Genomic DNA, 14,121 nt, shown 5'->3' with positions numbered 1-14,121 from the left:
CGTGGCCCGATGCGAGTCAGTGCCGGCGGTGCGATCGCGCCGTGCGCCTGATTCCCACGTCCTTCAGCGAGCCCAGCGCGGCGACCGCGCACAGCAGGGCAGCGCCGGCGAACATCGGAGTGAATGGCGTCGACGGGCCCGCGACAGTGGCCGAGGTCTGGACGTTCGTCCCGCGATTCATGCCGAGCGACGTGCTGCCGCCGCCGGCCGTATTGTCGGTCGACCCGCTGGAGCCGCCGCCGATACCGCCCGAACCACCGGTGCCGCCGCCCAGACCGCCCGATCCGCCGAAGCCGTCGCCCGTGCCGCCCGAACCACCGGTACCGTCCCCGGTGCCCGGCAGGATCGGTGCGCCGGGCGCGTCGGAGGGACCGGGCGCGTCGGAGGGACCGGTCGTCGGCTGGGGAGCGGTCGGCTGCTGGGAGGGTGTCGGCGTGGCCGTGGCAGTGGGCGTCGGCGTAGGAGTGGCCGTCGGAGTGGCAGTAGGAGTGGCCGTAGGTGTCGGTGTGGCAGTGGGAGTGGCCGTGGGTGTCGGTGTGAGCGTCGGCGTGGCCGTGACCGTCGGCGTGGCCGTGGGGGGCACGGTCGGCGTGGCGGTCGGCGTCGCGCTGGGGCTCCCGGTGGGCTCCGCTGTCGGGACGGCGGCGCACGAGTCGGTGACGAAGACATTGTCGTCGAGGGTGACGGCACCGGTCCGCGCGAGCGCCCGGCCGTCGACGGTGGCGGATGTCGTCACCGCGATCGAGCTGAGGGCGAGGATCGTGCCCGTGAAGGAGGAAGCGGTCCCGAGGGTCGCGGAAGAACCGACCTGCCAGAAGACGTTGCAGGCGCTGGCCCCGCCGATGAGGGCGACGTTGCTCGCGGACGCCGTGATGAGCGTCGACGCGACCTGGAAGATGAAGACGGCATTCGGGTCGCCCTGCGCGTCGAGGGTCACCGTGCCGCTGAGCGCCAGCGGGCCGGTGGAGTTGTAGACGCCCGCAGGGAAGGTGCGCCCCACGAGATCGCCCGCAACGCTTTCGGTGAGGGCCCTGCTCGCGGCGTCGTCGTAGGCGATCCCGACGTCGGACTGCGCCTGAAGTGCTTCGGCATTCGCGGCATTGATCGTTCCGGACGCGACGCCCGGCGGGAAGCCCGTGATCGCGGACCCGGGGCTGACGCCGAGGTTGCCGGTGAGGGTGGTGGGACCGGTGTTGGTGACGGTATCACCGCCGAGGACGGAGTAGGACCCGGCCGTGCCGAGGCCCACGGGGGCTTCGGCGGCGGACGCCGACCAGGGGCCGCTGGCCGTGGCCAGCAGCGTGAAGACGAGCGCCCCCGCCGCCAGGGCGCCGGGCGCCCGTCGGCTCGGGCGGGAGTGGGCATGGCGTGCTGTACTGCTGCTTTTCAAGGTTCGCCTTCCAGCGGAGGGGCGGGGCCGAAAGCGCGATCGCACTGCTGAGTATCCAGAAGGGATGATCTCGGATCAGGTCACGAGGTGATCAGCACGAGGGTGAGGAGACAGGTCACCGTGCTTCCGTCAGCACAACTCCTCAGGGGGCTGTCGAACCGATCAGCTCCGAAGTTTCTCGGACGACTTTCCACCGGTCCGGCGGCGCAGTCACGGACGTCAGGACTAGGGTGGCCGTATGGACGTCGAATGGCTCCGGGCCGCCTGCCTGGGACTCACCGGTGCCTATGAGGACTATCCGTTCGGCCCGGAGATCGCCGTGTTCCGGGTGCGGGTCCCTGGACGGGCCGCACCGCCCGGCCCGGGCAGGATCTTCGCCCTCGTCCGGGTGGAGGTGGAACCGCTCTCCATCTCCCTCAAATGCGACCCCGCCCTCGCCGTGCAGCTCCGCTCCGCCCATCCGGAGATCACCGGCGCATGGCACCTGAACAAGAAGCACTGGAACGGTGTGCGTCTCGACGGCGCCCTGGACGAGGGGATGCTCCGCGACCTGATCGAGGACTCCTACGACCTCGTCGTCTCGTCGCTGCCCGCGGTCCAGCGTGCTGCGCTCGGCTGGCTCCGTCGCTGACGAAAGCCCGGCATCCGGTGCTAGCGGATCCCCTGTGCGTCGAGGATGGTGTCCTCCTCCTCCTCGGACGAGGGACGACGGCGCTGCCGCGTCGGCAGGTCGGGGGCGCTCCCGTCCAGCTCGGCATTGCTGCGTCGCTGCTGCCGGGCTGCGTACCCGAGGCCCACGAAGGCGAGGACCCCGAAGGCGAACCACTGCAGGGAGTAGGACAGATGCGGGCCCTCGTCGATCGACGGTTTGGGGGCCGCGACGGGCGTGACTGCGGCTCCTGGCCGCTCGAGCGCGAGGAGTCCGTAGGCCGCGTCCTGCAGCGGGTAGTCGAGGCGGTCGGACAGCGCGACGAGGTCGATCGACGCCACCTGGCCCTCCGGCGCTCCGCGGTTGACGGCCGGCTCACCCGGCTTCATCCTCGCGGTCACCTCGACCTGCCCGGACGGAGGGGCCGGGATCTCATCGGGCCGGCCGGCCTCGATGTTCCCGATCGGCAGCCAGCCGCGGTCGATGATGACGGCCGTGCCGTCGTCGAGCCGCAACGGCGTGAGCACCTCGTATCCGGGCTGGCCGTTGAGGGGACGGTTCCGTGCCACGACCTGGTTGTCCACGTCATAGGTACCGATGAAGGTCACGGGGGTCCACTCGCGTGCGGGGTCGTACCTGTCGAAGCCGTTCTCGCCCGGGACGTAGCGCTGGGGCGCCGCGTCGTAATTCGCCTCGATGCGCTGGATGTCCTCCACGACGGCCTCCCGCCGGTCGAGCTGCCAGCGGCCGAGCCCCACGCAGCCAGCTGCCAGCACGATCACCATGGCGAGCCAGCCGAACCAGCGTGCGGAGAAGAGGAACCGGTACATCTAGCGGGCTCCCATCGGCCGGCCGGCGGTCAGGGGCAGCGTCTCTTTCCACAGCCCGCGCTCGCGCAGGTACTCCTCGAACCACGTCACGTGCTCGGGACAGGAGGCCCAGGCCTTGCGTCGCCCGGGTGCATGGATCCGCGGATTGTTCCAGAGCAGTTGCCAGATGGCCCGCTCGCGGCATCCCTTGCGGGAGCAGACCGGAGCGTCGCCGGGTGCCGGGTTCACACCGAACAGACCGAGACCCGCGGTCGAGGTGACCGCGGGTCGGGGGAGCGGTGATACGTCAGGCATCCGTGCCCGGTCCTCCGGTGCGCGCCGCGCGTGATCCGTGATGGGCAGGGTCGACGCTGTCGTCGACGATCTCGCCACTCAGGATGTCGTCGTCGTCCTCGGGACCGGCGTCGACCACCTTCGCCTCGATCTCGCGGACCGGCGCACGGTCGATCAGCGCATCGCTGTGCCGGATGTTGCTCGTGTCACCGCCGCCGTTGGCGACCACGACCGCGAAGTACGGCAGGAAGACCGCGCCCGCGATCATGACCCACGACAGCCAGCCGTAGGGAACGACGAAGACCAGGATAAAGCAGACGAGGCGAATGCTCATCGAGACCGTGTAGCGGATCATTCGGGTTCGCATTTCATCGCTGTGTGATTCACGTGCGTCTGAGATGCTGTGGACGTCTGTGTTGTGCTTCGTTTGTTTACTCATCACACTCCAAAGAGACTCCCTCTATTGTCTCACTTCGGGCTTCGTTCCCGAAGTCGAGGGATGCGCCGATAGGATCGTCGGGATAGTTCGACGGACAGGCGCGGACGGGGCCGGCGGGACGCGGTACATCCCCGCCGGATCGCTCGCGACGATCGTCGATACGGACAACGCGGACCCCTTTCCGGCCCGCAGACAGAGGAGTTCTTCCCGTGGCATCTGGTGCAGACAACACGACGACGGCCACCGGCCGCAGCGTCCTCATCACGGGGGGTAACCGTGGGATCGGACTGGCCATCGCCAAGGTATTCGTAGCCAACGGCGACAAGGTTGCCATCACCTACCGAAGTGGTGACATTCCCGAGGGCATGCTGGGCGTCAAGGCCGACGTCACCAGCGAGGAGCAGATCGACGCCGCCTTCACCCGGGTCGAGGCCGAGCACGGTCCGGTGGAGGTCCTCGTGGCCAACGCCGGCATCACGCGGGACACGCTGCTCCTGCGCATGACGGAGAGCGATTTCACCGATGTCATCGACACCAACCTCACCGGTGCCTTCCGTGTGGTCAAGCGCGCCTCCCGTGGCATGATCCGGCTCCGCCGGGGTCGGGTGATCCTCATCTCGAGCGTGACCGGCCTGTACGGCGCGCCCGGACAGATCAACTACTCGGCCTCCAAGTCGGGGCTCATCGGAATCGCCCGCTCCCTCACGCGGGAGCTCGGCTCGCGCGGCATCACGGCCAACGTCGTCGCGCCCGGGTTCATCGACACCGACATGACGGCGGAACTTCCCGAGGACACCCGCAAGAGCTACCTCGCCACCATCCCGGCCGGCCGGTTCGCCTCGCCGGAGGAGGTGGCCGGTGTGGTGTCCTGGCTCGCCGGTGAGGACGCGGGGTACATCTCCGGCGCCGTGATCCCGGTCGACGGCGGCCTCGGCATGGGGCACTGACGCAGAAGGCTCGCCCCGACCACCCGAAGCACTCTTTTCCGCACCAGCCCCCAGAACAAGGAGCACCATGTCCACCCTCGAGGGAACCACTGCAATCGTCACCGGCTCGTCGCGCGGCATCGGCGCCGATGTCGCCCAGCAACTCGCAGCGCAGGGTGCTGCCGTCGTCGTCAACTACCGGCAGAAGGCACCGCGCGCCACGAAGGTCGTCGCCGGCATCGAGGCAGCCGGCGGCAGAGCCGTCGCCGTGGGCGCGGACCTCACCACGCCGGAGGGCCCGGCGGCCCTCGTCGACGCCTCCGTCTCGACGTTCGGTGGGCTCGACCTCCTGGTGCTGAATGCGTCCGGGGGCATGGAGACCTCCATGGGGGAGGATTACGCGCTCCGGCTCAACCGCGACGCGCAGGTGGCCATGCTCACCGCAGCCGTCGAGGTCATGCCGGCCGGCTCCCGCGTGGTCTTCATCACGAGCCACCAGGCACACTTCATCGAGAAGGTCGAGACGATGGATGCCTACGAGCCGGTTGCGCGCAGCAAGCGCGCGGGCGAGGACGCGCTCCGCGCACTCATCCCCGACCTCGAGGCCAGGGGCATCTCGCTCGTCGTCGTGTCCGGCGACATGATCGAGGGGACGGTGACGGCCACACTGCTGGACCGCGCCACCCCCGGCGCCATCGAGGCCCGCCGCCAGGAAGCCGGTCGGCTGTACTCCGTGGCGGAGTTCGCCACGGAGATCGTCCGGATGGCCACGGCCGACGTCGCCACCGGACACACCGAGTACGTCGGCGGTGCGGAGGACTTCCTCGCCAAGAGCTGACGTCCACCCACGGCGGGACGCTGCGGCCGGCTCGGGGCGGGCGGTCGCAGCGTGACCGCGGACCGACGCGGAATGTATATCGCCGGATCGCCGGCAGCGCGGGGCCGAGCAGCACAGGCCGCTGCCCGCGCCGGGCGGGTCGCAGCGGGATCGTTCCGGGCCGCTGTCCGCCGCTGGATCCGGGCCGTCGGCGCCGGTCCGAGGTCCCGCGCTGCAGCCCTGTCAGAGTCCTGACAGGTGGCGGACGACGTCGAGGTCCGGCAGGTCCAGCGCGACATCCGCGGCCGCACGCACGGCCGGCTTGGCATTGAACGCCACGCCGAGTCCCGCGGCCGCGAGCATGTCGAGGTCGTTGGCGCCGTCACCCACCGCGATGGTCGAGGCCAGGGGGACCCCCGCACGCTCCGCCTCCGAGCGCAGGACGCGTTCCTTCTCCGCACGGTCGACGACGGCGCCGGCCACCCGGCCGGTCAGCATCCCGTCGAGAAGCCCCAGCTCGTTGGCGCGCGCGAAGGACAGGCGCAGCCGCTCCGCCAGAGGCGCGAGGACCTGGGAGAACCCGCCGGAGACCACGCCGACCACATGGCCGGCGTCCCGGTAGGCGGCGACGAGCTGCTCCGCGCCGTCGCTCAGCTCGATCCGGGACACCACCTCGTCGATCACGGACATGGGCAGGCCCTCGAGCGCACGGACCCGCTGGTGCAGGGACTGCGAGAAGTCGAGGTCGCCCCGCATCGCTGCCTCCGTCACGGCCCTGACCTCGGCCTCGCGTCCCGCATGGGCCGCGAGCAGTTCGATGACCTCCTGCTTGATGAGCGTGGAATCGACGTCCATGATGAGCAGCTTGCGCGCGGGCGCATAGACGGGTTCCGGTACGAGGGCGGCGCCGATACCGGAGGCCGCGCTCCACGCGGCCAGTCCGGTCCGCAACGACGCGTCCAGGTCTCCGGCCCGCACCTCCAGGGTCAGGACGTCGTACGTCGCGCCGCGGTGCAGGGACCCGACCTCGACGACGGCGCCGGCGCGCTCGAGTCCTGTGGCCAGCCCGTCGCGGTGGGCGTCGTCGAGCCGCGCCGCCCAGGCGACCACCCGTGCCTTGATCACTCCGTACGCTCCTGTCCCGCCACGGTCGGCGCCTCTCCCGAAAGGCCGGTGGTTTCGCCACGAAGCCGCTCCTTAGCCTAGTGTCTAGGACCATGAGTGACGTTCTGGAACTGGCGGGAGTGAGCCTCGTCAGGGGTGGCAAGACTCTGCTCGACGGGATCGACTGGCAGGTCGGCGAGGGTGAGCGCTGGGTCGTCATGGGCCCCAACGGGGCGGGCAAGACCACACTGCTGCAGCTCGCGGGCGCACGGCTGCACCCCACGCGCGGTATCGTCGGGATCCTCGACGAGGTCATGGGTGCCGTCGATGTCTTCGAACTCCGGCCGCGGATCGGACTCGCCTCGGCGGCCCTCGCCTCGCAGGTGCCCGATCACGAGACCGTGCTGGACGTCGTCGTCACCGCCTCCTACGGCGTCACCGGCCGCTGGCGCGAGCAGTACGAGCGCCTCGACGAGCGCAGGGCCTTCCGCCTGCTGGATACGTGGGGCATGTCCCGCTACATGAACCGTTCCTTCGGCTCCCTGAGCGAGGGGGAGCGCAAGCGCGTGCAGATCGCGCGGGCACTCATGGCCGATCCCGAGCTGCTGCTCCTGGACGAACCCGCCGCTGGCCTCGACCTCGCGGGACGCGAGGACCTCGTGCGCCGTCTGACGGACCTGGCACGTGACGAGGACGCGCCGGCGATGGTCCTCGTGACGCACCACCTCGAGGAGGTGCCGCCCGGCTTCACCCATGCCCTCCTCCTGCGCGATGGCAAGGTCGTGTCCGCAGGACCCCTCGCCGACGTCCTCACCGAGGACAACCTGAGCGCCGCGTTCGACGTCGCGCTGAAGGTCACGGAGGAGAACGGCCGCTACAGCGCGGTCGCCCGGGCGTGACCTGCCGCACCGCGGCAGGCTCTCCGTCCCCGGGGTCCTGATGCTGGTCCACCTCGATTCCGTCGATGACCCCCGGCTCGCCGACTACCGGAACCTGACCGACGTCCAGTTGCGGCTCGCCAGGGAACCCGCCGAAGGCCTCTACATCGCGGAGAGCTCGAAGGTCCTGCGCCGGGCGATCGACGCGGGGCATGTTCCCCGGTCCTTCCTGCTGGCCCCCAAGTGGCTGCCTGACCTCGAGCACGTCGCCGGCCGCTTCCCCGCCGCGCCCGCGTTCGTCGCACCGGAAGCGACCCTCGAGGCGATCACGGGCTTCCACCTTCACCGGGGTGCGCTGGCCGCGATGAACCGTCCGCCGGGCCGGACCCTGGGCGACGTGCTCGCGACCGCGCGCCGCGTCGCCATCATCGAGGACATGGTCGACCACACGAACCTCGGAGCGGTGTTCCGTTCGGCGGCGGCCCTCGGGATCGATGCGGTCCTCTTCAGCCCCCGCAGCGCGGACCCGCTGTACCGCAGGGCCGTCCGGGTCAGCATGGGCAGTGTCTTCCAGGTTCCCTGGGTCCGGCTCACCTCCTGGCCCGATGACCTCGCCGAGGTCCGGGCCGCCGGCTTCACCATCGCCGCGCTCGCACTGGTGCCGGGCGCCGTCAGCCTCGACGCCTTCGCCGGCCGCGACCACGAGCGCCTCGCCCTGCTCCTCGGGACGGAGGGAGACGGACTGAGCGCAGCCGCCCTCGGGGCGGCCGACGTCGCCCTCACCATCCCCATGCACGGCGGGGTGGACTCGCTGAACGTCGCCGCCGCGGCCGCCGTCGCCTTCTGGGAGTGCCGCTCCGCGCCGGCAGGGCCGTCGGCGTCCTCCACCGTCTAGCCGCCGTTTAGCCGCCCGCCACGGGCTGCGCTAGTATGGACAGCTGGCGCATCCGCCACCCTTTCGTACGTCCCGTGCCTGGCAAAATCCAGGCAACCAGAGAAGGTAGTCCTGTGAAGTCTGATATCCACCCCAAGTACCAGTCCGTCGTCTTCCGCGACCTGGCCTCCGACAAGGCGTTCCTGACCAAGTCCACGGTCGGCTCCGCGAAGACCATCGAATGGGAGGACGGCAACACCTACCCCCTCATCGAGGTCGAGATCTCGTCCGAGTCGCACCCGTTCTACACGGGCAAGCAGCGCATCATGGACTCCGCCGGTCGCGTCGAGCGCTTCAACGCCCGCTTCAAGGGCTTCGGCGGCAAGAAGTAGGACGTCCCCGACAGGACACGGACCCAGGGCGCATGCCCTGGTCCACCAGCAGGAGCCACGCCGGTCCGGCGCGGCTCCTGCTGCGTTAACCCAGGAGAAGCACCCCGACCGCCGGCCGGTACCGACCGCCGCGGCCGGATCGACACGAGAGGACCAGACCATGGCCCAGCACCCCGACGCCGACGGCCTGCACGGCGAGTTCAAGACACCGGGCGGGAAGCTCACGGCCGTCGACCTCGCGGTCCGAGACGGTCGGCTGTCCGGGGTCTCGGTCAACGGCGACTTCTTCCTGGAACCGGACGAGGCGCTGCTGGACATCAATGCCGCCCTCGAGGGCCTGCCCGCCGACACGGCACCGGGTGAGATCGCCGCAGCCGTCACCGCACGGCTCGACCCGTCGGCGGTCCTGTTCGGGTTCTCGGCCGAGGCCATCGCGACGGCGGTCCGCCGTGCACTCGGGCGGGCCACCGGCTTCGCTGACCACCAGTGGGAGATCATTCCGCCGACGCCCCTGTCCACGGCGATGCACGTCGCCATGGACGAGGTCCTGACGCACGACGTCGGCACGGGCGCGCACAACCCGACCCTGCGCTTCTGGGAGTGGCAGTCCCCGTCGGTGGTGATCGGGAGCTTCCAGTCGATGCGCAACGAGGTGGATCCGGCCGGAGCGGAACGCCACGGCGTGACGGTGGTCCGGAGGATCAGCGGCGGAGGCGCCATGTTCATGGAGCACGGGAACGCCATCACCTACTCGCTGTACGTCCCGCAGTCCCTCGTGGACGGCCTCAGCTTCGCCGAGTCCTACCCCTTCCTCGACGCATGGGTGATGGAGGCGCTGGAGAAGCTGGGCATCACCGCGTGGTACCAGCCCCTGAACGACATCGCGACGGACCTCGGGAAGATCGGGGGAGCCGCGCAGAAGCGCCTGGCCAACGGCGGGATGCTGCACCACGTCACCATGAGCTACGACATCGATGCGGACAAGATGCTCGAGGTGCTGCGGATCGGCAAGGAGAAGATGTCCGACAAGGGCACGCGCAGCGCGAAGAAGCGGGTGGACCCGCTGCGGCGACAGACCGGGATCACCCGCGAGGAGATCATCCAGGTGATGATCTCCACGTTCCGCCGGCGCTACGGAGCCGTGGACACCACCCTGTCCGCCACCGAGCTCCAGCGGGCCGAGGACCTCGTGGAGCGGAAGTTCGGAACCGAGGAGTGGCTCTACCGCGTCCCCTGAGCCTGTGCGCGCAGTGCGCGGAGCAGGTGGTCCCGTTCCTCGACGACGATGCGGCGGAGCGCGGCGGGCGCCTCGGCGTTGGCGGCCAGCCAGTCGTCGGTCCGGACGACGACGGAGTGGTCCGTGGGCTCACCCTCGAGGTCCTGGTGACCCGGGTACAGTCCGCGCACGATCCTGCTGGCCATCTCGATGCCACGGGTCGCCCAGACGTCGCGCAGCGCTGCGAAGTAGGGCTCCTCGTACGCCCCGAGCAGGTCCCGGGACCCCAGCATGAACCCCTCGACGGCGGCGCTGAGGAGGTCGTTGGACAGACGCGTCCCGTGCACGGCCTCGTCCCACGTGGCCTTCTTGATCGCCGCGTCGGGCAGTGCGGCCGACGCGAGCGCGAAGCCCACCCGTCCTGACGCCGTCGGGTCCGCGCTCTTCTCCGCCTCCAGTTCCCCGGGCAGGACGCGCTGCTGCGCGGCGAGGCCCTGGAGGAAGAACCAGCGCAGCTCGGCGTCGAGCCGCAGGCCCGGCACCTTCTCCTCGCCGTCGAGCACCGAACGGAGATGATCCGCCGCCGCGGGGGCTGAGCGCGCCGTGGCAGCCAGCGCCCGCGCCCAGGCGAGCTGGAGGTCCGAGCCCGGCTCCGCGCCACGCAGGCCGTCCCAGAGGAAGGCGCCCACGCGTTCCCACAGCCCGGGTCGTTCGGAAGCGGGTGCGAAGCTGCCGATGGCCGTCCGGACATTGGCGAGGAGGACCTGGAGGACCCCGACGCCGGTCTCAGCCGGTGCGGCGAGCATGACGGCGTCCAGGTAGGACGGCACGGGCAGGGTGGCGTCGCGCGTGCTCGACCACAGAGCGGTGAGGCACGTTGCGCGGGCCAGCGGATCCTGCAGCCGGTCGATCGAGGTCAGGAGCGTGGCGAGTGATCGCTCGTCGAAGGACAGCTTGGCGTAGGTGAGGTCGTCGTCGTTGATCAGCAGCAGGTCCGGCTGCCGGACACCGACCAGTGCGGCGACCCGCGTGCGTCCGCCGTCGACCGTGACCTCCTCGGATCCCGACCGGACGAGGGCGCCGTCGTCGTCGAACGCGTACAGGCCCACGCGCACGAGGTGCGGCCGGTACTCGTCGATGCCGGTCACGGGGTCCACGGCGTCCTGGACCACGGTCACGTCCGTGAGGACACCGTCCTGCACCGCGACCTCGGCGCGCAGCGCGGGGACCCCCGAGGTCTGCAGCCAGGACCGCGACCAGGCGGTCAGGTCGCGGCCCGTGGCTTCCGCCAGCACGTCGAGCAGATCGGCCAGCGTGGTGTTCCCGTACGCGTGCCGGCGGAAGTACCGGCGGGCAGCGTCGGTGAAGGCGTCCCGACCCACGAAGGCGACGAGCTGCTTCAGGACCGAGGCGCCCTTCGCGTAGGTGATGCCGTCGAAGTTCTGCTTGGCGGCTTCGAGGTCGGTGATGTCGGCGACGATGGGGTGCGTCGTCGGCAGCTGGTCCTGCACATAGGCCCAGGACTTGCGGCGATTCGCGAAACTGACCCACGACGTGCTCCACCGGGTCGCCTCCGCCACGGCGAGCGCCCCCATGTAGTCGGCGAAGGACTCCTTCAGCCAGAGATCGTCCCACCACGTCATGGTCACGAGGTCGCCGAACCACATGTGCGCCATCTCGTGCATGATCGTGTTCGCGCGTGCCTCGCGCTGGGCGTCGGTCGCGGCCGACTGGAACACGTAGCTCTCGGTGAAGGTCACCAGCCCGGGGTTCTCCATCGCGCCGAGGTTGTACTCGGGGACGAAGGCCTGGTCGTACTTCCCGAACGGGTAGGGGTAGTCGAAGAGGGTGTGGAAGAAATCGAGCCCGCGCCTGGTGGTGTCGAAGATCTCCGGGGCATCGAACGCGGGGGCGAGGGAGCGGCGGCAGTACAGGGCCAACGGGATGCTGAGGCCCTCTCCCGCCGTGCCGGCCGTACCGGTCCAGACGTCCGTCTCCCGGTGGTACGGTCCCGCCAGCACGGCGGTGATGTAGGTGGAGATGCGCTCGGTCGGCGCGAAGGTCCAGCGCGCCGCGGTGTCCGAGACCTGCTCCCTGGCGCTCTCGCTGCCGTTGGAGGCGACCGTCCAGCCACTCGGGGCTAGCACGGTGAAGGAGAAGGACGCCTTCAGGTCCGGCTGCTCGAAGGTGGCGAAGACGCGGCGCGCGTCGGCCGGCTCGTACTGCGTGTAGAGGTAGGTCTCGCCGTCGGCGGGGTCGACGAAGCGGTGGAGCCCTTCGCCACTGGAGCTGTAGTGCGCCTGGCCGGTGACCGTGACCGTGTTCCGCCCGGCACGTGCCTCGAGGTGGATCCTGGCCCCGTCCAGGACGGAGGAGGGGTCGAGGGCCGTTCCGTTGAGCTCCACGGCGGTGACGTCGCCGATGAAGTCGAGGAAGGTCGAGGCACCCGGCTCCCGGCAGGTGAAGACCACCGTGGTGGTGGTCCGGTAGGTCCGTTCCCGGGCGTCCCGCGCCTCGGAGAGGTCCAGTTCGACGGCGTAGGTCTCGGTCCGCAGCAGCGCCGATCGGGCGGCCGCCTCGTCCCGGCTCAGGTTCTCGTTCTCCATCCGGCCATTCAACCACGCGCCCGGAGGGGGCCCAGCGGCTGTTTCCGGGAGGTTAACGGTGACGGGGGCGGTGTGTACGGCTGTGTCCGGCGGGGTCATCCATGGCACTGTTGACCCATGTCCGAGCTCTTCGCTGACTATGCAGCCGCCGCCCGCAAGACGCCCGCGTTCGACGAGATGTTCAATGTCGGGCAGTCACCGCGTACCGAGTACGGCCAGGTGGCGGCAGCCCTGGATGCCCTGAACCTCGCCGATGTGACGGCCCGCGCGGACTCCATGGCGCGAACCTTCCTCGACCGCGGCGTCACCTTCGATTTCGCCGGGGAGGAGCGGCCCTTCCCCCTGGACATCGTGCCGCGCGTGATCGCCGGGGACGACTGGGACGTCCTCGAGCGCGGTGTCGCCCAGCGGGTACGCGCCCTCGAGGCGTTCCTGGGCGACGTCTACGACAAGATGGCGGTCGTGGCCGACGGTGTCATCCCCCGCCGGCTGATCACCTCGAGCGCCCATTTCCACCGGGAGGTCGCCGGGTTCAGCCCGGCGGGCGGCGTGCGCGTGCACATCTCGGGCATCGACGTCGTCCGCGACCAGCAGGGCACCTTCCGGGTGCTCGAGGACAACGTCCGGGTCCCGAGCGGCGTCAGCTACGTGCTGGAGAATCGCCGGGCCATGGCCAAGGGCCTGCCGGAGGCGTTCGGCCAGCAGCACATCCGCCCCGTGGAGGAGTACCCGCGGCGTCTCCTCGCAGCCCTCCGGAAGACGGCGCCTCCGGGCGTGGACGACCCCACCGTCGTCGTCCTCACCCCTGGAGTGTTCAACTCCGCCTACTTCGAGCACACGCTCCTGGCGGGGCTGATGGGTGTCGAACTCGTCGAGGGCCGCGACCTCATCTGCCGCGGGAACCGTGTGTACATGCGGACGACGGCGGGGGAGCAGCGTGTCGACGTCATCTACAAGCGGATCGACGACGAGTTCCTCGACCCCCTGCAGTTCCGTGCGGACTCCGTGCTCGGCTGCCCCGGCATCGTGAACGCCGCACGTGCCGGGATGGTCACCATCGCCAATGCGGTGGGGAACGGTGTCGCGGACGACAAGCTCGTCTACACCTACGTGCCGGACCTCATCCGCTACTACCTGGGTGAGGACCCGATCATCGCCAACGTGGACACCTACCGCCTCGAGGACGCCCCCGCGCGCGAGGAGGTGCTGGACCGCCTCGACGAACTCGTCGTCAAGCCCGTCGACGGCTCCGGCGGCAAGGGCCTCGTGATCGGGCCGGACGCGACCCGGGCCGAACTCGACGCGCTGCGCGCGAAGGTGCTCGAGGACCCGCGCGGCTGGATCGCCCAGCCGGTCCTGCAGCTCTCGACCGTGCCCACGATGTCCGGCGGCCAGTTCAGCCCGCGCCACGTGGACCTGCGCCCGTTCGCGGTCAACGACGGCGAGGACGTGTGGGTGCTGCCGGGCGGGCTCACGCGCGTCGCCATGAAGGAGGGCTCGCTGATCGTCAACTCGAGCCAGGGCGGCGGCTCGAAGGACACGTGGGTGGTCGACGGCGAGGTGCGGCGCCCCGCGGACGGCAGCGTCCCCGCCGAGCGGCCCTCCGTCAGCGTGCGGGAACGGACCAGCGTGTGGCCGATCGAGACCAACTGGCAGGACAAGCAGTCGGAACAGCAGCAGCAATGACGCGTCCTCCAGCGCCAGACGTCCCAGCACCCCTTCGGAAA

General features: G+C 70.2%; 14 protein-coding genes. 8 read left to right on the top strand and 6 right to left on the bottom strand.

Features of this window, described 5'->3' with window-relative positions; all coding sequences use genetic code 11:
- Window positions 1-16: 16 nt before the first annotated feature.
- Window positions 17-1,390 carry an ice-binding family protein gene (locus ASF21_RS17465; RefSeq protein ID WP_157365958.1) on the bottom strand — a complete coding sequence of 458 codons (1,374 nt, stop codon included), beginning with the start codon at window positions 1,388-1,390 and terminating at the stop codon, window positions 17-19.
- 238 nt (window positions 1,391-1,628) lie between these two features.
- On the opposite strand from ASF21_RS17465, the gene ASF21_RS15835 reads away from it, so the two are divergent.
- Window positions 1,629-2,021, top strand: coding sequence for an MmcQ/YjbR family DNA-binding protein (locus ASF21_RS15835; protein ID WP_055773482.1), 393 nt, complete (start codon window positions 1,629-1,631; stop codon window positions 2,019-2,021).
- 20 nt (window positions 2,022-2,041) lie between these two features.
- Here the strand turns inward: ASF21_RS15835 and ASF21_RS15830 are convergent, their stop codons facing one another.
- The 3 genes from ASF21_RS15830 to ASF21_RS15820 are packed head-to-tail and all read right to left on the bottom strand — an operon-like array spanning window position 2,042 to window position 3,581.
- On the bottom strand, window positions 2,042-2,869 hold the full coding sequence (locus ASF21_RS15830) for an SURF1 family protein (protein ID WP_055773480.1): 828 nt from the start codon (window positions 2,867-2,869) through the stop codon (window positions 2,042-2,044).
- Window positions 2,870-3,163: a hypothetical protein gene (locus tag ASF21_RS15825; RefSeq protein ID WP_235499058.1), complete on the bottom strand. Its 294-nt coding sequence runs from the start codon at window positions 3,161-3,163 to the stop codon at window positions 2,870-2,872.
- Window positions 3,156-3,581, bottom strand: a complete 426-nt coding sequence (locus ASF21_RS15820) for a DUF3099 domain-containing protein (protein WP_055773478.1) — start codon at window positions 3,579-3,581, stop codon at window positions 3,156-3,158. Before ASF21_RS15820 ends, ASF21_RS15825 begins: the two co-directional genes overlap by 8 nt.
- 209 nt (window positions 3,582-3,790) lie before the next feature.
- Between ASF21_RS15820 and ASF21_RS15815 the strand changes: the two genes are divergently transcribed.
- On the top strand, window positions 3,791-4,528 hold the full coding sequence (locus ASF21_RS15815; protein WP_055773476.1) for a beta-ketoacyl-ACP reductase: 738 nt from the start codon (window positions 3,791-3,793) through the stop codon (window positions 4,526-4,528).
- Between the two features lie 67 nt (window positions 4,529-4,595).
- A complete protein-coding gene (locus tag ASF21_RS15810; protein ID WP_055773474.1) occupies window positions 4,596-5,345 on the top strand; it encodes an SDR family oxidoreductase in 750 nt (249 codons plus the stop codon).
- A 222-nt stretch (window positions 5,346-5,567) separates the two neighbouring features.
- Here the strand turns inward: ASF21_RS15810 and serB are convergent, their stop codons facing one another.
- Entirely contained in the window at window positions 5,568-6,449 is an 882-nt protein-coding gene (serB, locus tag ASF21_RS15805; RefSeq protein WP_055773471.1) for a phosphoserine phosphatase SerB, read from the bottom strand.
- A 92-nt stretch (window positions 6,450-6,541) separates the two neighbouring features.
- Here serB and ASF21_RS15800 point away from each other — a divergent pair, with 92 nt between their 5' ends.
- From ASF21_RS15800 to ASF21_RS15785, 4 genes are all read left to right on the top strand, one after another.
- On the top strand, window positions 6,542-7,327 hold the full coding sequence (locus tag ASF21_RS15800; RefSeq protein WP_055773469.1) for an ABC transporter ATP-binding protein: 786 nt from the start codon (window positions 6,542-6,544) through the stop codon (window positions 7,325-7,327).
- 40 nt (window positions 7,328-7,367) lie between these two features.
- Window positions 7,368-8,201, top strand: coding sequence for a TrmH family RNA methyltransferase (locus ASF21_RS15795; RefSeq protein WP_055773467.1), 834 nt, complete (start codon window positions 7,368-7,370; stop codon window positions 8,199-8,201).
- A gap of 113 nt (window positions 8,202-8,314) precedes the next feature.
- Entirely contained in the window at window positions 8,315-8,572 is a 258-nt protein-coding gene (locus ASF21_RS15790) for a type B 50S ribosomal protein L31 (protein WP_055773464.1), read from the top strand.
- Between the two features lie 160 nt (window positions 8,573-8,732).
- Complete coding sequence (locus ASF21_RS15785) at window positions 8,733-9,809, top strand: biotin/lipoate A/B protein ligase family protein (protein WP_055773462.1); 1,077 nt, start codon at window positions 8,733-8,735, stop codon at window positions 9,807-9,809.
- Here ASF21_RS15785 and pepN read toward each other — a convergent pair.
- Window positions 9,794-12,394: an aminopeptidase N gene (gene pepN, locus ASF21_RS15780; RefSeq protein WP_055773460.1), complete on the bottom strand. Its 2,601-nt coding sequence runs from the start codon at window positions 12,392-12,394 to the stop codon at window positions 9,794-9,796. The two genes, ASF21_RS15785 and pepN, sit on opposite strands and share 16 nt — an antisense overlap.
- Before the next feature lie 117 nt (window positions 12,395-12,511).
- On the opposite strand from pepN, the gene ASF21_RS15775 reads away from it, so the two are divergent.
- On the top strand, window positions 12,512-14,080 hold the full coding sequence (locus ASF21_RS15775; RefSeq protein ID WP_055773458.1) for a circularly permuted type 2 ATP-grasp protein: 1,569 nt from the start codon (window positions 12,512-12,514) through the stop codon (window positions 14,078-14,080).
- Window positions 14,081-14,121: the final 41 nt, after the last annotated feature.

Origin of the sequence: Arthrobacter sp. Leaf234, from assembly GCF_001422665.1 — a bacterium.
GTDB lineage: Bacteria > Actinomycetota > Actinomycetes > Actinomycetales > Micrococcaceae > Arthrobacter_D.
The sequence above is the reverse complement of the archived record's forward strand: the minus strand, read 5'-3'. Positions and strand labels throughout refer to the sequence as shown.

Excerpts from the sequence above, each read along its gene's own strand:
- pepN (WP_055773460.1), bottom strand. The coding sequence starts at position 12,394 with ATGGAGAACGAGAACCTGAGCCGGGACGAGGCGGCCGCCCGATCGGCG.
- ASF21_RS15825 (WP_235499058.1), bottom strand. The coding sequence starts at position 3,163 with ATGCCTGACGTATCACCGCTCCCCCGACCCGCGGTCACCTCGACCGCG.
- ASF21_RS15795 (WP_055773467.1), top strand. The coding sequence starts at position 7,368 with ATGCTGGTCCACCTCGATTCCGTCGATGACCCCCGGCTCGCCGACTAC.
- ASF21_RS15800 (WP_055773469.1), top strand. The coding sequence starts at position 6,542 with ATGAGTGACGTTCTGGAACTGGCGGGAGTGAGCCTCGTCAGGGGTGGC.
- ASF21_RS15830 (WP_055773480.1), bottom strand. The coding sequence starts at position 2,869 with ATGTACCGGTTCCTCTTCTCCGCACGCTGGTTCGGCTGGCTCGCCATG.
- ASF21_RS15835 (WP_055773482.1), top strand. The coding sequence starts at position 1,629 with ATGGACGTCGAATGGCTCCGGGCCGCCTGCCTGGGACTCACCGGTGCC.
- ASF21_RS15785 (WP_055773462.1), top strand. The coding sequence starts at position 8,733 with ATGGCCCAGCACCCCGACGCCGACGGCCTGCACGGCGAGTTCAAGACA.
- ASF21_RS15810 (WP_055773474.1), top strand. The coding sequence starts at position 4,596 with ATGTCCACCCTCGAGGGAACCACTGCAATCGTCACCGGCTCGTCGCGC.
- ASF21_RS15775 (WP_055773458.1), top strand. The coding sequence starts at position 12,512 with ATGTCCGAGCTCTTCGCTGACTATGCAGCCGCCGCCCGCAAGACGCCC.
- ASF21_RS15820 (WP_055773478.1), bottom strand. The coding sequence starts at position 3,581 with ATGAGTAAACAAACGAAGCACAACACAGACGTCCACAGCATCTCAGAC.